Raw genomic sequence first — 17,142 nt, 5'->3', positions numbered from 1 at the left:
GGTCGGCCGGATTGCCTTCGATCAGCAGGCCGCGCCAGGGCTGGCGCTTTTCGGCCCAGACGAACAGCTGCACCAGGTCCTGGTGTACGCGCACGGACATGCGGTTCACGCCCCGGGCCACCATTGTCCGCAGGACCTTGCGCAGGTCGTGCTAGGTGATACTGCGCACGGGCTTCTCGCCCAGGACGGGCAGCACGTCCTTTTCAAAGGAGCAGCGCAATTCGGCATTGCCATCCTTGCGGGCGACCCCGTCCGCCAGCCAGGCGTCGAACATGTCCTTGAACGGTCTGTTCTGGCTCGCCTCGGCGGCTGCCTGCGCAATCGTCGCTTCGACCGCAGCCTGGTTCTCGATGCGCTCGGCCTTCTTGTGGTCGTTTGGGTTGACCCCGGAGCGAGCCAGCTCACGGGCTTCATCGCGCAGGCGGCGGATCTGCTCCATGGACACGTTGGGCCAGGTGCCACACGGATACCAGGCGATCTTGCCGTCCCACCGGAAGGCGAATTTGAAGCGGGCGGACACGCTCTGGTCGTTGGCGACCCGGACTTCGCCAATGAGTCCGTCGCCGTCACTGAGGGTGTCGCCACGCCAATCCGGGGGCATGGCCTTGAGCTCCAGCGTCGTCCACTTTTTGCCCTTTCCCGCCTTCGGGTACCGTGTCATGAGGCCTCCATGGGGTAAACGGTGGGGTAAACAAAAAAAACGCTGTCAGTGTATTTTGTGGGACGACTTGGGATCAAGTATCCTTTGTATCTATATGATTTAAAACAAAAAATGTCGTCCCATAACGTCCCAGGAAATCCCGCAAGATTTCACGTATATTTCGATGGGGTGCAAGGGGTCGAAGGTTCGCATCCTTTCACGCCGACCATTGATTCAAAAAGCTCGCCATCGAATGATGGCGGGCTTTTTTGTTGTCCGAGACCTCAGGTATCGACTGACTCGGGGGTGGGTTTGCCGTTTGAAGTCGCTGCTTCGGCGCCTTCCCGGGCGCGGCGTTCGGCCTGGGCCTTTTTCACGTCACGTAGCTGCCAGATGCCAAACGCGATGGCCACGAAAAAAATGCCCAGCTCAATCCAGATGCCCATGGTGTGATCCCTCCTGTGCTCGGGTTTCAGGCGATGTCGGACACGTGAAAGTCGAACTGGCCACGCCGGCGGTCGGCAAAGTAGTGTTCAAGCGTCTCGCGCACGGTGCGAAACGCGATCTCGTCCCAGGGCACCTCGGCCTCGGTGAAGAGGCGGGCTTCAATGGTCTCGAACCCGGGGTTGAACTGGTCGCTCAGCAGGCGGGCGCGGTAGTACAGGTGTACCTGGCCGACCCGCGCTACGTTCATCAGCGTGAACAGCTCACCCATGACGATCTTGGCGCCGGCTTCTTCGTCGGTCTCGCGCGCCGCACCCTCGGCGGTGGTTTCGCCCAATTCCATGAAGCCTGCGGGCAAGGTCCATTTGCCGCGGCGGGGCTCGATGTTGCGCTTGCATAGCAACACCTGCTCGCCCGTATCGCCCCACACCGGCACCGTACCCACCACCGTGAGCGGGTTTTCGTAGTGCACCGTGGCGCAGGCCGAACACACAGCGCGGCGCTTGGTATCGCCGTCGTCGGGTAGTCGGTAGGTGACCGAGGCGCCGCATTCGCGGCAGTGTTTGATGGGGCTGCGCTGCATGCGGTTCAGTGTAGGGGGAAACACAAAAAGGGCTCCCGAGAGAGCCCTTTGATCGTCCAGCCTCGAGGGCTGTTTATGCCTTGGTGGTCTTGCCGTGCTTGATGATGAGGCTGCGCGCGGTATCGAGCAGCTGCTTGCCGTTGAAGCCTCGCTTGTCCATGTCCTGCATCCATTCGACCTCGACCAGGCGGGCCTTGCGCTTGAACTCCTGCGCTTCGGACGGTGGCACGGTGTAAATGGTGTTGCCCAGCTTGCTGGCCGACTCGCGCCCGGCTACATCGCCGGCTTGCTGGGTCTTGCCCAGCCAGCCCGAGGTTTCCATACCCGAGTTCTTGTCGATCACGGCCTTGAGGTCAGGTGCCAGCGAGGCGTATTTGGCTTTGTTCATCGCCATCACAAATGTGGTGGTGTACAGCGCGCCGCCGGCAGGGTCGAACTCGCTGTGGAACTTCGCCAGCTCGTTGACCTTGACCGAAGGCACCACCTCCCAGGGGATGACGCAGCCGTCGATGACGCCCTTGGACAAGGAGTCGGTGATGGCGGGCAAGGGCATGCCGATAGGCGTGGCGCCCAGGTAGCCCAGCATCTTGGTGATCTGGCGGGTAGGGCCGCGTACCTTGGAGCCGTTGAGGTCGGCTGCGGTCTTGATCAGCTTGTTGCGCATGTGAATCACGCCGGGTCCGTGCACGTGCAAGGCAATGGTCTGCACATCCTTGAACTCGTCGGCCGCCATGGTCTGCACGTACTCCCAATAGGCCTTGGAGGTGGCTTCGGCGTTGTTCATCATGAACGGCAGCTCAAAGGCCTCGATGCGTGGGAAGCGGCCTGGGGTGTTACCCGGGAGGGTCCAGACCACGTCGACCACGCCGTCCTTGGCCTGGTCGAACAGCTGCACCGGGGAGCCGCCCAGCTGCATGGCCGGATAGGCTTCAAACTTGATGCGGCCGTCGGAATCCTTGGTGACCTTGTCCATCCAGGCCTTGTGCATGTTGAGCCAGACATTGGACTGCGGCGACATGAATGTGTGGAACTTGAGCGTGACGCTTTGCTGGGCGAAGCCCACCAGGGCAGGTGCGCCAAGGGCAATGGCAGCGCCAGACTGGATCAGGGTTCTGCGTTGGATCATGAAAAATGTCTCCTGGTTGAAACGAGAAAGAGGTTGTCGCAGCGGGTAACACCACCCTAAGGTATTTTTGGGGCAGGGGGCTTCGGGTCAAACCCGCGCGCATTGACCCAACACCACTCGCCTGTGAGCCCATTCAGGTAAATAGGTTCACCGATGCGAAATCATAGCCATCACGCGACGCGGGAAAACCCTTTGTTCAGCGCCAGGCTCAGGCCACGCGCACCGTGATGCCTGTCAGCCCGTCCACCCCGCATGTCATGGTGTCGCCGCTCACCACGGCGCCCACGCCCTCTGGTGTGCCGGTGTAAATCAGGTCGCCAGGCAACAGGGTCCAGGCGGCCGACAGGTGTTCGATGATTTCGCCGATGTTCCAGATCAGCTTGCTCACCTGGCTGCGCTGGCGGTCGCTGCCATTGACCTGCACCCAGAGGGCCGACTGGGTGATGTCGCCGACCTGGTCAGCCGGGGTGATGGGGCCGATCGGTGCCGAGTGGTCGTAGGCCTTGCCGATGCACCAGGGGCGGCCTTGCTTTTTCATCTCGCCTTGCAGGTCGCGGCGCGTCATGTCCAGACCGACCGCGTAACCCAGTATGTGCTGGTTCGCATCCGCCGCAGCGATGTTTGCGCCGCCGGTCCCGATGGCCACGACGAGTTCGATTTCGTGATGCAAATTCTTGGTGAGACTGGGGTAAGGAATGGTGGCGGTCTGGCCAGCGTCGACCACCACGATGGCGTCGGCCGGCTTGAGGAAAAAGAAGGGCGCCTCGCGGCCGGTGAAGCCCATTTCCTTGGCGTGGTCCTCGTAGTTGCGGCCGACGCAATAGACGCGGTGCACTGGGAAGCGCTCGGCGCGGCCAAGCACGGGTACCGAGACTACGGGGGCGGGCGGGAAGAGGTAGTTCATGGAGGGTTCCTGTTTTGATGGGTGATGAGGTCCTGTGGAGCCGTGCTGAGTGGCCTGCCAGCCTCAGTGCTGAGAGGCTGGCAGACGCACCTCCAGGCCGTCGAGCTCGGGGGTGAGGGGAATCTGACAGCTCAGGCGGCTGCCCGCCTCCACGGGGCAGGCGGCGAAATCCAGCATGTCTCGCTCGTCTGGCACCGGCGGCGTGAGCCGCTCGGCCCAGGGCGTGTCGATCATGACGTGGCAGGTGGCGCAGGTGAGGGTGCCACCGCAGTCGGCTTCGATGCCTTTCACACCCGCGTCCACCGCGGCCTTCATGAGGCTTTGGCCGGGCTGTGCCTGGATGTCTTGCGCCGAATGGTCGGCCGCGATGAAACGGATGCGGATCATGGTGAGGGTTCAGATGCGGCTGAAGTATTCGCGGCGCTCGAAGTCTTGGCTGTCGGGCGCGGCGGCGTGGCGGTCGATTTCCAGTTGCTTGATGCGGCGGTAGTAGGGCACAAAACCGGGGCCCAGGCCCGCGGTGAGGGTGGCGTCGGCTTGCAGGGCATCCAGTGCCTCGCCCAGCGTGATCGGCAGCAGGTCGTTGCCCTCGGCGTACGGGGAGTCGCTGGCAGGTGGTGGCGTCAGCCGCTGGGTCAGGCCATCCAGTCCGGCATGAATCTGCGCCGCAATGTAGAGGTAGGGGTTGGCGGCTGGCTCGCCAATGCGGTTCTCGATGCGGGTGGCCGGGTCCCCTGTAGCACCCACCACGCGCAGCATGGCGCCGCGGTTGTCCTGGCCCCAGAGAATGGCCTGCGGCGCCAAGGCGTTGGGACGGAAGCGGCCGAAGCCGTTGACGGTGCTGGTGCACAGCGCGGTCATGCCCCGACCGTGGGCCAGCAGACCGGCCAGCCAGTGGGCGCCGGTGTCGGACAGGGTGTGACCCGCGCTGCCCGGGGCAGTGCCTTCGGCCGGCACCTGGCGAGCAAAGGCGTTACGGCCGTCGCGCTGGTTCACCAACGACTGGTGCAGGTGCCAGCCGCTGGACATGATGTGGGGAAAGGGCGGGCGGCACATGAAGCTGGCGTGGTACCCCGCGCGGCGCAGTGCCTGGCGCACGCCGTTTCGGAACAGCACCATCTGGTCGGCGGCGGTGAGCGCGTCGGTGGCGTCGAACACCGCTTCCACCTGGCTGGGGCCGAGCTCGATTTCCAGCGACTGCAGCGGCAGGCCCAGGGCCTGCGCTGTGCGGCGCACAATGTCCAGAGGCTCGCTCGCCATGTCCGTCAGCGCTTCGGCCTGGAGCTGGTAGCCCGGGTGAATCATGGCCACCTCGGGCGGCTCGCCAGGCCAGGCGGCGCGTTGCGGGTCGAGTTGCGGCGCTGTGTCGGTGATGCGGTAGATGTGGAATTCCACTTCCAGGCCAGTCTTCAGACCGTGACCTGTCTCGGCCAGGCGTGCCAGCGCGGCCTGCAGCACCCGGCGCGTATCCAGCGGCACTGGCCGGCCATCGGTGAACCAGGGTTGGCAGCGCAGCCAGCCAGTGCCATGGATCCAAGGCAGTTGCACAAAGCTGGCCGGGTCGGGCAGGAGGATGAGGTTGGAAGCGCCAGCGAATTCGGGCAGCTCGGCTGTAGCGCCCGGTTCAAACACCGGCCATGCTGTGCGGTCGCCCGAGTCCTTGAGCATCAGCGTGCCGACCATACCCACGCCGTCGCGCAGGGCGCGCACTGCTGCGGCGGCCATCAACGTTTTGCCACGCAGCTGGCCGTGCACATCGCACCAGCCCAGGCGCACGCTGTGCACGCCGCTGGCCTCTATCAGACGCGCAGTCTGCTGGCACGCCGCCTCGCGCGCAGCATCGTGCACGCCGCAGCGCGACGCAAACGCAGTGCCGCTCATTTGGCGCCGGCCGCTTCGGGTTGCGGTGCAGTGGTCATCTGCTCAAACACCGCATTGCGCCACGGCGCGGCCGCTCGGCGCGTGCGCACGGCGGCCTGCCACCAGGCCTGCCAGCCTTCGGCCGGTGCGATGCCATCCACCGTGTCGGGGCCAGCGATAGCGCCGTACAAAGCGGGGTCGGCGATGCCGGGCGGCGTGCCGCCATTGGCCACTGTGTCGATGGCTTGCAGCAGCAGTCGCCGGTTGGCCATGATCACCTTGTCGGTCGTGCCCAGGTGTTCGCGCGTGCGGTCCTGGATGGCGCCCATGCTCTCGCAAGCCCACTGGTCGTGCACGTTGATGTCATCCTCGCCCATGCCGAGGTAGGTGCGGGTCTGCTGCTCTTCGGGGCTGAAGCCCCAGTCGTTGTGGCGGCCGGACTTCGGGATGTAGTCGGGCAGGGTGACGGTGGCCAGCCGCTGCTGGCGCATGGTGTCCTGGTTCACTGGGGCGTCAAAGCTGGTGAAAAAGGCATACCAGTGGTTGTGTGTGTCGTCCACCGGAACATGCATTTGTGTGATGGTCATGGTCTCAGACAGCGGGATCACGAAGGTCTGGGGAAACACCGCGTTGGTCACGCGCACATGCGCCAGCTCGGCAGTCATCTTGCGCAACGCGGTGAGCTGGAGGCCATAGGGCTGCGCGGTGAACGAGATTTCGGGCTGACCAAACTCGCGCATCACCCGCGTCATGGGCCAGCGCTCGCCTCCGACATCACCTGCGCTGGCGCCACGAAACTGTTTTCCATAGCTGTCTTCCAGGGCCGCATCCTGAAAGAATCGGTGCAGGTAAGAGGCGTGCGCCGGGTCGATGCCGACTTCAAAGGCCTGCAGCCAGTTGCAATGCCACAGGCCTTTGAAAGCAAAGCTGTGGCTGGCTGGCGCTTCGAAGCAATCGAGCGCGGGCAACGGCGGTGGCACGCTGCCCTCGGCGCCCAACCAGCCGAACAGCACACCAGCCTTCGCTTGCACCGGGTAGCTGCGCTGGCGGATGCGGGTGCATAGGCTGCTGCCCGCGGGCTCGGCCGGTGTTTCGATGCACTGGCCTGTCGCGTCAAACTTCCAGCCGTGGAACGGGCACCGCAGGCCATCGCCTTCGTTGCGGCCAAAGGCCAGGTCGGCGCCCCGGTGCGGGCAGTCACGGTCCAGCAGGCCCATCCTGCCATGGGCATCGCGGAACAGCACCAGGTCTTGCCCCAGCACGCGTACTGCCTTGACCGGGCGCATGGCCATTGCCGGGTCAAGCGCAGGATCAAATTCGTCGAGCAGGGCCACTGGCTGCCAGTAGCGGCGAAGCAGTTCGCCGCCGGGTGTGCCAGGCCCGACCTGCGTGATGCGTTGATTCTGCTCGGCCTTCATGGGGTTCTCCTGCGGTTGGTTGCGCTCTGGGCGGTGAGCGCAACCAATGGTGTGCCAAGTGCTGAGTTTGCACCAGCACGCAGGACCCCGCTGTCCGGTCTGTTCCCGATCCGGGAAGCTCGGCGCCGGTGTATCGTTTGGTGATGAGTCTTCCCCCAACCGACCCGAGTTCCGTGCATGGGCTCTCGCTCAAGCGCGTGGCCATCGACACCTACCGCGAGAACGTGGCTTACCTGCACCGCGACTGCGCGGTCTATCGGGCCGAGGGCTTTCAAGCCCTTGCCAAGGTGCAGGTGCGCGCCAACGGCAAAACCATTTTGGCCACGCTCAACGTGGTGGACGACGAGTCCATCGTGGGCTGCGACGAGCTCGGGGTGTCCGAAGACGCCTTTGCTCAGCTTGCGTTGGCCAACGGCCACCCGGCTTCGGTGTCGCAGGCCGAGCCGCCCGAGTCGATTCCAGCGCTGTTTCGCAAGATCAATGGCGAACGCCTGACCCGCGAAGACTTCGCCGCCATCGTGCGCGACATCGCCGGGCACCGCTATTCCAAGATCGAGCTCACCGCCTTTGTGGTGGCCTGCAACCGCAGCGAGCTCGACCGCGAAGAGGTCTATTTCCTGACCGAAGCCATGGTGGCCAGCGGCCGTCGGCTCGACTGGCAGGAGCAGCTGGTGGTGGACAAGCACTGCATCGGTGGTATCCCGGGCAACCGCACCTCGATGTTGGTGGTGCCCATCGTGGCGGCCTACGGTCTGGTGTTTCCCAAGACCTCGTCGCGCGCCATCACCTCGCCCGCTGGCACGGCCGACACCATGGAGGTGCTGGCCAATGTAGAGTTGCCGTTCGACCAACTCATCGGCATTGTGCGCAAACACCATGGCTGCCTGGCATGGGGTGGCACAGCCGACCTTTCGCCGGCCGACGACGTGCTGATATCGGTCGAGCGGCCGCTGGCGATCGACTCGCCCGGGCAGATGGTGGCGTCTATTCTGTCCAAGAAGATCGCCGCCGGCGCTACCCACCTGGTGCTGGACATCCCGATCGGCCCCACGGCCAAGGTGCGCTCCATGCCCGAAGCGCAAAAGCTCAGGCGGCTGTTCGAGTACGTGGCCCAGCGGCTGCACCTGTCACTGGACGTGGTGATCACCGACGGGCGCCAGCCCATCGGGCGCGGCGTGGGCCCGGTGCTGGAGGCGCGCGACGTGATGCAGGTGCTGGAAAACCACCCCGATGCCCCCGACGATCTGCGGCAGAAGTCGCTGCGCCTGGCGGGCCGCATCATCGAATGCAGCCCGGATGTGCGCGGCGGTGATGGCTTTCGCATCGCGCGCGACATCCTCGATTCCGGCCGTGCCCTGGCCCAGATGCAGGCCATCATCGCGGCCCAGGGCACGCGCAACTTTGACCACAAGCACCCGGCGCTGGGTGTGCTCACGCTGGACGTGAAAGCCGAGTGCGGCGGTGTGGTGGTCGGCATCGACAACCTGCAGATGGCCCGCATCGCACGGATGGCGGGTGCGCCCAAGGTGCAGGGTGGCGGGGTGGACCTGTTCGTCAAGCTGGGCGACACGGTGGCCATGGGCGATGTGCTGTACCGCATCCACGCCAGCTACCCAGCCGACCTTGAGTTCGCGCACCAGGCGGCTGACCGGTTCAATGGTTTTAGCATCGGCTCCGCCGACCAGCTGCCCCAGGTGTTTGTGGAGTTCTGATGGCTAAATTGTCTGCTTCCTGTGCGGGTTGCCTGCTGCATTTCGCCGAAGACGAGGCGATTGCCACACGCGCCGCCGAGGCCACTGGCCTGCAACCGATGACCATCGAGCGTCACCGCTTCCCTGATGGAGAGCTGCGGCTGCGCCTGCCGCCGGCGCTGCCCGCCAAAGTGGTGCTGTGGCGCACCCTCAACGACCCGAACGAGAAGCTGGTCGAGCTGCTGCTCGCCGGGCAGACGGCGCGCACGCTGGGTGCGCAAGACCTCACGTTGGTGGCGCCGTACCTAGCCTACATGCGGCAAGACATCGCGTTCAATCCGGGTGAGGTGGTGAGCCAGCGCATCGTCGGCCGGTTTCTGGCCGGTCTGTTTGATGCAGTGATCACGGTCGATCCGCACCTTCACCGCGTGGCCACGCTGCAGGAGGCGATTCCGGTGCCAGACGCCATCGTGCTCAGCGGTGCACCGGTGCTGGCCGACTGGGTGCACCAGCACCGCCCGGATGCGGTGCTGATCGGGCCCGACGAGGAGTCACTGCAATGGGTGTCACAGGCTGCGGCCAGGTACGGATGGGATCGCGCGGTCTGTCGCAAGCAACGCCATGGCGATCGCTCGGTGGCGATCGAATTGCCTGCGCTGCCGGTCCAGGGCCGGACCGTGGTGCTGATGGACGATGTGGCAAGTTCAGGCCATACGCTGGCCCAGGCTGCGCGCGGCTTGCTCGCTGCGGGCGCCGCGTCGGTCGACGTGGCCGTGACCCATGCCCTATTTGCCGAGGGCGCGCTGGCGCTGGTGCACAACGCGGGTGTTAGCGAGATCTGGAGCACCGACTGCATCGCACACGCCACGAACGCCGTCAGCATCGTGCCTCTGGTGGCTGAGGCCTTGGTGCGCCTGGCTGCCGGGCAGGAGTGAAGCTGCGCCTGGCAATGGGCCAACGGTTGAGGTCGCTCCACCTTTCTTGATCTCAGTCAAAGGCAATCGGACTGTATGGGCAGAGCATGGGTGCAGGAGATACTTGCGCGGGTCTGTCCTGGCTTCGCGTAGGCGCTGAATATCCATCTGGAGGTGCCATGGTCGCGATGTGCGATACGAGAACCTTGGGCGGCTGGTTGTCTGGGATTGGCCGCATGCTGTGCTGCTGCACGATCGCTGCCTTGCTGGCTGTGGGCGCTGGAGCTGCACGGGCAGCCTCGGTGCAGGTGCTCACGGTTCACGACGCGATCGGTCCAGCCAGCGCCGATTACATCGTGCGCGGACTGCAGCAGGCACATCAGCGGGGCGCGGCCCTTGTGGTCCTGGAAATGGACACGCCGGGTGGGCTGGATTCGTCGATGCGGCAGATCGTTCAGGCCATCCTGGCGTCACCTGTGCCCGTGGCCACCTATGTCAGTCCTCAAGGCGCGCGCGCAGCCAGTGCCGGCACTTACATTCTTTATGCCAGCCACATCGCCGCCATGGCTCCTGCCACCACGCTGGGTGCGGCCACGCCGGTGCCCATCGGCATGCCAGGGGTGCCGTCGGCACCCAAGGGATCACCCGCACCCGATTCCGAACCCGTGGCCCAGGATCGCAAGACGCCCGCGGCCCCGGCCGATGCCATGACGGCCAAACAGGTCAACGACGCGGCGGCCTTCATCCGGGGCCTGGCGGAACAACGTGGGCGCAACGCCGTCTGGGCCGAGCAGGCGGTGCGCGAGGCCGTGAGCCTGACTGCCAAAGAAGCTCTGCGCGAGAACGTGATCGACGTCGTGGCGACCGACATGGCCGACCTTCTGGCGCAGATCGACGGGCGCACGGTGCAAATGGCGCAGGGCGAGTTGCGCCTGCAGTCGCAGGGGCTGACCCTTGAGGCCCACCCGCCCGACTCGCGCAACCGTTTGCTCAGTGTCATCGCCAACCCGAGTTTTGCGCTCATCCTGCTGATGGCGGGCATTTATGGCCTGGTGCTGGAATTCTCGTCACCAGGTTTTGGTGTACCCGGAACGGTCGGTGCGATCTGCCTGCTGCTGGCGCTGTTTGCCCTGCAGCTGCTGCCGGTGAACTACGCGGCCGTGGCCCTGATCCTGCTCGGCTTCGCTCTGCTCGCCGCCGAGCTGGTAACGCCCACCCTTGGGGTCCTTGGCGTGGGTGGGGTGGTTGCCTTTGTGGCAGGGGGCCTGCTGCTGTTTGACCGCGATGTGCCTGGGTTGGGTATTCCGCTGCCCTTGATTTTCGGGATTGCTTTGAGTGCTGCAGCCGGGGTGATGCTGGCCGGCAGCATGGCCTTGCGTGCGCGCCGCGCACCGGTGGTCAGCGGGCGCGAGGAAATGGTGGGCGCGCTCGGTGAGGTCACGCAAAGCGTCAACGGCCAGGTCTGGGCCAGGATTCACGGCGAAAACTGGCAAGTGCGCGCCGATGTGCCCTTGCAGCCGGGTCAGCGGGTTCGCGTGGTGGCTCTCACCGGGCTGATCGTGAAGGTAAGGCCGGAGCCGGCCGAGGCCGTGACCCCATGAACGCGTTGCAGGAGGTGATGACGATGTTTGATTTCAATCTTGGCCTGGGTACGGTGCTCGTGCCGCTCGTGCTGATCTTGCTGGCGGCTTCCTTTCGCATCCTGCGCGAGTACGAGCGGGGCGTGATCTTTCAGCTTGGGCGGTTCTGGAAAGTCAAAGGGCCCGGTCTGGTGATCGTCATTCCTGGTTTGCAGCAGATGGTGCGGGTGGACCTGCGGGTGGTGACCATGGATGTGGAGCCGCAGGATGTGATTTCGCGCGACAACGTGTCGGTGAAGGTCAATGCGGTGGTGTTCTTCCGTGTAGTGGCACCTGAGAAGGCCATCATCCAGGTCGAGAACTTCCTCATGGCCACCAGCCAGCTGGCCCAGACCACGCTGCGCGTGGTGCTCGGCAAGCACGAGCTCGACGAGATGCTGGCCGAGCGCGAGCGGCTCAATCTGGACGTGCAACAGATCCTGGATGCCCAGACCGGTGCCTGGGGCATCAAGGTCACCAACGTTGAGATCAAGCACATTGATCTCAACGAATCCATGATTCGTGCCATCGCCCGTCAGGCTGAAGCCGAGCGCGAGCGGCGCGCCAAGGTGATCCATGCCGAGGGCGAGAAGCAGGCGGCCGTGTCCTTGCTGGAAGCAGCGCAGATGCTCTCGAAACAGCCCGAGGCGATGCAGCTGCGTTACCTGCAGACGATGACGCAGGTTGCTGGTGACCGGGCTTCGACCGTGATCCTGCCGCTGCCAATGGACCTGCTGGGCCGGCTGATGGAGAGAGACCGGGTGCCAGCGGGTAAATCCGACACCACTGGAGGCTGAGCATGGAACAACGACGTATTCACAAAACTTCCTTGCGCGGTCCGCGTCCGAATCTGGATGACTACGATGCCACGGTGGCTCGGTTCAGCTGGGCTGAAGCCGAGCGGCTGCTGGACGGCTTGCCAGATGGCGGCGGGGTGAACATCGCCTACGAGGCGGTCGACCGACATCTGAAACATGGGCGCGGGGACAAGGTCGCCATCTGCTGGCTGGGCAAGAGCGGAGAGCGGCGCGAATTGAGCTACGCGGAACTTGCCCGCCAATCCAATCAGTTCGCCAATGCCCTTGAGGGCCTGGGTGTGCAGCCGGGTGAACGCGTTTTCGTGCTGATGGGTCGACTGCCTGAACTGTACGTGGCGCTGCTCGGTTCGCTGAAAGCCCGTTGTGTCGTGACCCCCTTGTTTTCAGCCTTTGGTCCCGAGCCGATCGCCACGCGTGCCGAGATGGGCGATGCGCGCGTGCTGGTGACCACGCCCGGCTTGTATGAGCGCAAGGTCAAAGGACTGCGTGAACGCTTGCAAGGGCTCCAGCATGTGATCGTGGTCGGCGAAACCTCAGCTGGCGGTGACGGCGTGCACCTCTGGGATGCATTGATGACGCCCGCTTCGCCGGACTACACGATCGCACCCACTGATCGTGAGTCGATGAGCCTGCTGCATTTCACCAGCGGCACCACCGGGCGACCCAAAGGCGCCGTGCATGTACACGGTGCCGTGCTTGCGCACGCGGTCACCGGGCGGTACGCGCTGGACCTGCATGAGAACGATGTGTTCTGGTGCACCGCCGATCCTGGCTGGGTCACGGGCACCAGCTACGGCATCATTGCGCCGCTGGTCTGTGGCGTGACCAACGTGGTGGTCGAGGCTGAGTTCGACGCACAGACTTGGTACGACGTGCTGCAACGCGAGCGCGTCAGTGTCTGGTACACCGCGCCCACGGCCATCCGGATGATGATGAAACTTGGCGCCGAGGCGGTGAAAGCCCACGACATGCCCGCGCTGCGTTTCATGGCCAGCGTGGGTGAACCGTTGAATCCGGAGGCGGTGGTCTGGGGCCTGGAAGCGTTTGGTCTGCCGTTTCACGACAACTGGTGGCAGACCGAAACCGGCGGCATCATGGTGTCCAACTACGCGTCCATGGATATCAAGCCGGGCTCCATGGGCAAACCATTGCCGGGCATCGTTGCAGCGATCGTGCGGCGCAACGAAGGCGGCGGCATCGAGCCGGTCACCAACCCCGATGTCGATGGGGAACTGGCCCTCCAGACGCCCTGGCCATCCATGATGCGCGGCTACCTGCACGAAGACGAGCGCTACCGGAAGTGCTTCGTCGACGGCTGGTACCTGACCGGCGACCTGGCGCATCGCGATGCCGACGGTTATTACTGGTTTGTCGGTCGCGCCGATGACGTGATCAAGTCCGCCGGCCACCTGATCGGACCGTTCGAAGTGGAAAGCGCCTTGATGGAGCATCCGGCGGTGGCCGAGGTTGGGGTGATCGGCATTCCAGATCCCATGGTCGGGGAAGTGGTGAAAGCCTTTGTGGCGCTCAAGCCCGGGTTCGAACCCGACGAGGCCCTGCGCCGCGAGCTGCTGGGGCACGCGCGCAAACGGCTGGGTGCGGCGGTGGCTCCCAAGGAGATCGACTTCCGCAGCAACCTGCCCAAGACGCGCAGCGGAAAGATCATGCGCCGCCTCCTCAAGGCGCGCGAGCTGGGCCTGCCCGAGGGCGATCTGTCCACGCTGGAAAGCGACGAAAAGAAATGACGCCCCCACGATCCACCGCTGCGCGGGTCGCTGCCCCAAAGGGCGCGGGGCCTGCCTTGGGGCGGCCCTGCGGCTGGCCCGTTCACCCCCACGCTACGCCGCTGTGTGCGTCGAAGTGTTCCCAGAGACCTGACCTGCCGATTCACAGGACCCTGACATGAGCGACAAGATCCACCTCGACCGAGCCCACCTGCACCAGCTCTACCGCGAGATGCTGCGCATCCGCCGCTTCGAAGCCAAATGCGTCGAGCTTTACCAAGCGCAGAAGATTCGCGGGTTTCTGCACCTCTACGACGGTGAGGAGCCGGTGGCTGTGGGCGTGATGAGCGCGCTTGAGCCGCAGGATGCGGTTGTGGCCACCTACCGCGAGCACGGTCAGGCGCTGGCGCGTGGCGTGCCAATGGATCGGATCCTGGCCGAGATGCTGGGCAAGGTGGAGGGTTGCTGCCGTGGCCGCGGTGGCTCCATGCACATCTTCGATCGCGAGCACCGCTTCTTTGGTGGCAACGCCATCGTGGGGGGCGGGCTGCCGCTGGCAATCGGTATTGCCATGGCTGACCAGCAGTTGCGTCCCCGCGCCGTGACCGCCTGCTTCTTCGGCGAAGGCGCGGTGGCTGAGGGTGCTTTCCACGAAAGCATGAACCTGGCGGCGATCTGGAAGCTGCCCGTGCTGTTCGTCTGCGAGAACAACCTCTACGCCATGGGCGTGCCGCTGGCCGACGCTGAATCGCAGACCGACGTCTATCGCAAGGCCGAGGCCTACCGCATGGCCAGTTCCCAGGTGGACGCGATGGACCCTGTGCGCATGGAAGCCGCAGCGCGTCAGGCGGTCCATCACATCCGTTCGGGTCAGGGCCCGTACTTCCTCGAGTGCCGTACCTACCGGTTTCGTGCGCATTCGATGTTCGACACCCAAGCCTATCGCAGCCGTGACGAGGTCGACGACTGGAAGCACCGCGACCCGATCGAAAGGCTGCGGGTCTGGATGGTCGACAACCAGCGCATCACGCCGGACGAGGAAGCCGCCATCGCGGCCGAGATTGCGGCCGAGATCGAGTCGGCGGCAGCGTTCGCCGAGGCCGGTACGCTGGAGCCGGTCGACCAGCTGGAAACCTTTGTCCTGATGGACAAGGTGGTGCAGGAGGTGGCTTCATGACCACGACCACTACCAAGATGACCTACCGTGAAGCCTGCCGCCAGGCCATCCGCGATGCCTTGGCCGCCGATCCCCGCTGCTTCGTGATGGGCGAGGACGTGGGCAAGTACGGTGGCTGCTACGCAGTGACCAAAGGGCTGTTGGAAGAATTCGGCCCCGACCGCATCCGGGACACGCCGCTGGCCGAGAACGGGTTCACCGGCGCAGGCATCGGCGCGGCGGTGGCGGGCTTGCGTCCCATCGTGGAGATCATGACCTGTAACTTCAGCCTGCTGGCTCTGGACCAGATCATGAACAACGCGGCCACGCTGTCGCACATGTCGGGTGGACAGTTCGCGGTGCCGGTGGTGATTCGCATGGCCACGGGTGGTGGACGCCAGCTCGCGGCGCAGCACTCCCACAGCCTGGAGGGCTGGTACGCGCACATTCCGGGCCTCAAGGTGCTGGTGCCAGCCACGGTGGACGACGCCCGCTACATGCTGGCTGCTGCACTGGCCGACCCCAACCCGGTGCTGATCTTCGAGCACGTGGTGCTCTACAACGTCGAAGGCGAGCTGGATACTTCGCTGACCCAGGTCGATATCGAGCACGCCAAGGTGCGTCGCCCTGGTACAGACGTGAGCCTGGTCACCTATGGCAACAGTCTGCCCAAGTGCCTGGAGGCGGCTGGTGCGCTGCAGCAGGAAGGCATCAGCGCCGAGGTGATTGACCTGCGCGTGCTGCGTCCACTGGACACCGCGACCGTGATCGAGTCGGTGACGCGAACCCACCGCTGCGTGATCGTGGACGAGGGCTGGAAGAGTGGCTCCATTTCGGCTGAGATCGCCGCTCGCCTGGCCGAGGAAGCGCTGTACGAGCTTGATGCCCCGGTTAGGCGGGTTTGCGCCCGCGAGGTACCTGTGCCGTACGCGGCGCATATGGAAGAGGCCTCCCTGCCGCAGGTCGCCGACATCGTGGCGGCTGCGCGCGGTCTGGTGAAGCCGGAGTAGGACGCCATGGCCGAATTCCTCATGCCCTCGCTTGGCGCCGACATGGAAACTGGCAAGGTGGTCGAGTGGCTCGTGAAGCCGGGTGACCGGGTCAGGTCGGGCGACGTGGTGGCCGTGGTCGAAACGCACAAAGGTGCCATCGACGTGGAAATCTTTCTTGATGGTGTGATCGATCAGCTGGTCGGGCTCAATGAGGAATTGGCCGTGGGCGCCGTGCTGGCGCAGGTGCACCCCGCGGATGAAAGGGCGGTGCCGAAGGCAGCGGAGCCCCCTGCGCAGGTCCATCCTGCGCCAGACATCGGCCCATCACCTGCACGGCCCGTGGCGGTGCCGATGGCGAAAACCGGACCGGCCGCAGGATCGGCCGAGGGCGATCGCCAGCGGGTGAGCCCGGCCGCCCGGCGGCGCGCGCGGGACATGGGGCTAGACCTCTCAACGCTGCGTGGCACGGGAGTGGGGGGCGCGGTCACCATCGCCGATGTGGAGCGCGCAGGTTCAGGTCGCGCGGCGAATCCGCCCAGCGTGCCGGCGAGCGCACCGCTGCCGCGCGCCAGGACGGCCGGCTTCGATACGGCGCAGATGCGCCAGGCGATCGCTGCCGCCATGAGTCGGTCCAAGCGAGAGATTCCGCATTACTACCTGAGCGAAACGGTGGACTTCACGGCGGCCAGGGAATGGCTGGAGGCCTGGAACCAGGAGCATCCTCCTGAACAACGGTTGCTGAGTGCGGTGCTGCTGCTCAAGGCCGCCGCCCTGGCCCTCAAGGCGGTGCCACAGCTCAACGGGTTTTACGAACAGAATGCGTTCCAGCCGGGTGAGGGCATCCACATCGGATGGGCCATTGCGCTGCGCGGCGGTGGTCTGGTGGCGCCCGCGATTCACGATGTCGATCTCAAGACCCTGCCCGAACTGATGCTCGCCCTGCGCGACCTCGTGCAGCGCGCAAGGGCTGGCGGACTGCGCAGCTCGGAGCTGACCGACCCCACCGTCACCGTGACCAGCCTGGGTGACCGAGGTGCCGAGAGCGTCTTGGGCGTGATTTATCCGCCGCAGGTGGCCATCATCGGTCTGGGGCGCGTCCTCCAGCGCCCCTGGGTGGTCGATGGCCATCTGGCGGTGCGAAGCTTGGTCACGGCCACGCTGGCGGCCGACCACCGCGCCAGCGATGGCCACCTGGGTGGACAGTTGCTGGCTGCGTTGCAGCAAGCCCTGCAGTCTCCCGAAGCCCTTTGAAA

Annotated in this window: 16 protein-coding genes; 8 read left to right on the top strand and 8 right to left on the bottom strand. The window is 65.0% G+C overall.

Annotated features, from left to right (window positions below; all coding sequences use genetic code 11):
* Positions 1-151: 151 nt before the first annotated feature.
* From GPT34_RS16045 to GPT34_RS16010, 8 genes are all read right to left on the bottom strand, one after another.
* Entirely contained in the window at positions 152-661 is a 510-nt protein-coding gene (locus GPT34_RS16045) for an Arm DNA-binding domain-containing protein (protein WP_291014597.1), read from the bottom strand.
* A 263-nt stretch (positions 662-924) separates the two neighbouring features.
* Positions 925-1,086 carry a hypothetical protein gene (locus GPT34_RS16040; RefSeq protein WP_291014594.1) on the bottom strand — a complete coding sequence of 54 codons (162 nt, stop codon included), beginning with the start codon at positions 1,084-1,086 and terminating at the stop codon, positions 925-927.
* Between the two features lie 26 nt (positions 1,087-1,112).
* A complete protein-coding gene (locus GPT34_RS16035) occupies positions 1,113-1,667 on the bottom strand; it encodes an NUDIX hydrolase (protein ID WP_291014592.1) in 555 nt (184 codons plus the stop codon).
* Between the two features lie 73 nt (positions 1,668-1,740).
* Positions 1,741-2,793: a TRAP transporter substrate-binding protein gene (locus GPT34_RS16030; RefSeq protein ID WP_291014590.1), complete on the bottom strand. Its 1,053-nt coding sequence runs from the start codon at positions 2,791-2,793 to the stop codon at positions 1,741-1,743.
* A gap of 208 nt (positions 2,794-3,001) precedes the next feature.
* Positions 3,002-3,697, bottom strand: a complete 696-nt coding sequence (locus tag GPT34_RS16025) for a fumarylacetoacetate hydrolase family protein (RefSeq protein WP_291014588.1) — start codon at positions 3,695-3,697, stop codon at positions 3,002-3,004.
* A 63-nt stretch (positions 3,698-3,760) separates the two neighbouring features.
* Positions 3,761-4,084: a 2Fe-2S iron-sulfur cluster-binding protein gene (locus GPT34_RS16020; protein WP_291014585.1), complete on the bottom strand. Its 324-nt coding sequence runs from the start codon at positions 4,082-4,084 to the stop codon at positions 3,761-3,763.
* A 9-nt stretch (positions 4,085-4,093) separates the two neighbouring features.
* A complete protein-coding gene (locus tag GPT34_RS16015) occupies positions 4,094-5,578 on the bottom strand; it encodes a glutamine synthetase family protein (protein ID WP_291014583.1) in 1,485 nt (494 codons plus the stop codon).
* Complete coding sequence (locus tag GPT34_RS16010) at positions 5,575-6,975, bottom strand: Rieske 2Fe-2S domain-containing protein (protein ID WP_291014581.1); 1,401 nt, start codon at positions 6,973-6,975, stop codon at positions 5,575-5,577. Before GPT34_RS16010 ends, GPT34_RS16015 begins: the two co-directional genes overlap by 4 nt.
* A gap of 143 nt (positions 6,976-7,118) precedes the next feature.
* Between GPT34_RS16010 and GPT34_RS16005 the strand changes: the two genes are divergently transcribed.
* From GPT34_RS16005 to GPT34_RS15970, 8 genes are all read left to right on the top strand, one after another.
* Complete coding sequence (locus tag GPT34_RS16005) at positions 7,119-8,687, top strand: thymidine phosphorylase family protein (RefSeq protein WP_291014577.1); 1,569 nt, start codon at positions 7,119-7,121, stop codon at positions 8,685-8,687.
* Entirely contained in the window at positions 8,687-9,601 is a 915-nt protein-coding gene (locus GPT34_RS16000; RefSeq protein WP_291014574.1) for a ribose-phosphate diphosphokinase, read from the top strand. The genes GPT34_RS16005 and GPT34_RS16000 overlap by 1 nt, the downstream gene beginning before the upstream one ends.
* A gap of 215 nt (positions 9,602-9,816) precedes the next feature.
* Positions 9,817-11,181, top strand: a complete 1,365-nt coding sequence (locus GPT34_RS15995) for a nodulation protein NfeD (protein WP_291014571.1) — start codon at positions 9,817-9,819, stop codon at positions 11,179-11,181.
* Between the two features lie 23 nt (positions 11,182-11,204).
* Positions 11,205-11,996, top strand: a complete 792-nt coding sequence (locus GPT34_RS15990) for a slipin family protein (protein WP_291014599.1) — start codon at positions 11,205-11,207, stop codon at positions 11,994-11,996.
* A gap of 2 nt (positions 11,997-11,998) precedes the next feature.
* Positions 11,999-13,762 (top strand): acetate--CoA ligase, encoded by a 1,764-nt coding sequence (gene acsA / locus GPT34_RS15985; protein ID WP_291014568.1) that lies wholly within the window; start codon positions 11,999-12,001, stop codon positions 13,760-13,762.
* A gap of 157 nt (positions 13,763-13,919) precedes the next feature.
* Positions 13,920-14,918: a pyruvate dehydrogenase (acetyl-transferring) E1 component subunit alpha gene (gene pdhA / locus GPT34_RS15980; RefSeq protein ID WP_291014565.1), complete on the top strand. Its 999-nt coding sequence runs from the start codon at positions 13,920-13,922 to the stop codon at positions 14,916-14,918.
* Positions 14,915-15,907: an alpha-ketoacid dehydrogenase subunit beta gene (locus GPT34_RS15975; RefSeq protein ID WP_291014563.1), complete on the top strand. Its 993-nt coding sequence runs from the start codon at positions 14,915-14,917 to the stop codon at positions 15,905-15,907. The genes pdhA and GPT34_RS15975 overlap by 4 nt, the downstream gene beginning before the upstream one ends.
* Before the next feature lie 6 nt (positions 15,908-15,913).
* On the top strand, positions 15,914-17,140 hold the full coding sequence (locus tag GPT34_RS15970; protein ID WP_291014561.1) for a dihydrolipoamide acetyltransferase family protein: 1,227 nt from the start codon (positions 15,914-15,916) through the stop codon (positions 17,138-17,140).
* Positions 17,141-17,142: the final 2 nt, after the last annotated feature.

Origin of the sequence: Hydrogenophaga sp. (genome assembly GCF_011390835.1) — a bacterium.
Lineage (GTDB): Bacteria > Pseudomonadota > Gammaproteobacteria > Burkholderiales > Burkholderiaceae_C > Hydrogenophaga.
This window is presented reverse-complemented; position numbering and strand designations above follow the sequence as displayed.

What these genes read in the sequence shown, in the direction of transcription:
- GPT34_RS16015 (WP_291014583.1), bottom strand. Translation starts at nt 5,578, where the DNA reads ATGAGCGGCACTGCGTTTGCGTCGCGCTGCGGCGTGCACGATGCTGCG.
- GPT34_RS16020 (WP_291014585.1), bottom strand. Translation starts at nt 4,084, where the DNA reads ATGATCCGCATCCGTTTCATCGCGGCCGACCATTCGGCGCAAGACATC.
- GPT34_RS15995 (WP_291014571.1), top strand. Translation starts at nt 9,817, where the DNA reads ATGCTGTGCTGCTGCACGATCGCTGCCTTGCTGGCTGTGGGCGCTGGA.
- GPT34_RS16025 (WP_291014588.1), bottom strand. Translation starts at nt 3,697, where the DNA reads ATGAACTACCTCTTCCCGCCCGCCCCCGTAGTCTCGGTACCCGTGCTT.
- GPT34_RS16040 (WP_291014594.1), bottom strand. Translation starts at nt 1,086, where the DNA reads ATGGGCATCTGGATTGAGCTGGGCATTTTTTTCGTGGCCATCGCGTTT.
- GPT34_RS15970 (WP_291014561.1), top strand. Translation starts at nt 15,914, where the DNA reads ATGGCCGAATTCCTCATGCCCTCGCTTGGCGCCGACATGGAAACTGGC.
- pdhA (WP_291014565.1), top strand. Translation starts at nt 13,920, where the DNA reads ATGAGCGACAAGATCCACCTCGACCGAGCCCACCTGCACCAGCTCTAC.
- GPT34_RS16030 (WP_291014590.1), bottom strand. Translation starts at nt 2,793, where the DNA reads ATGATCCAACGCAGAACCCTGATCCAGTCTGGCGCTGCCATTGCCCTT.
- acsA (WP_291014568.1), top strand. Translation starts at nt 11,999, where the DNA reads ATGGAACAACGACGTATTCACAAAACTTCCTTGCGCGGTCCGCGTCCG.
- GPT34_RS15975 (WP_291014563.1), top strand. Translation starts at nt 14,915, where the DNA reads ATGACCACGACCACTACCAAGATGACCTACCGTGAAGCCTGCCGCCAG.
- GPT34_RS16010 (WP_291014581.1), bottom strand. Translation starts at nt 6,975, where the DNA reads ATGAAGGCCGAGCAGAATCAACGCATCACGCAGGTCGGGCCTGGCACA.
- GPT34_RS16035 (WP_291014592.1), bottom strand. Translation starts at nt 1,667, where the DNA reads ATGCAGCGCAGCCCCATCAAACACTGCCGCGAATGCGGCGCCTCGGTC.
- GPT34_RS16045 (WP_291014597.1), bottom strand. Translation starts at nt 661, where the DNA reads ATGACACGGTACCCGAAGGCGGGAAAGGGCAAAAAGTGGACGACGCTG.
- GPT34_RS16000 (WP_291014574.1), top strand. Translation starts at nt 8,687, where the DNA reads ATGGCTAAATTGTCTGCTTCCTGTGCGGGTTGCCTGCTGCATTTCGCC.
- GPT34_RS16005 (WP_291014577.1), top strand. Translation starts at nt 7,119, where the DNA reads ATGAGTCTTCCCCCAACCGACCCGAGTTCCGTGCATGGGCTCTCGCTC.
- GPT34_RS15990 (WP_291014599.1), top strand. Translation starts at nt 11,205, where the DNA reads ATGTTTGATTTCAATCTTGGCCTGGGTACGGTGCTCGTGCCGCTCGTG.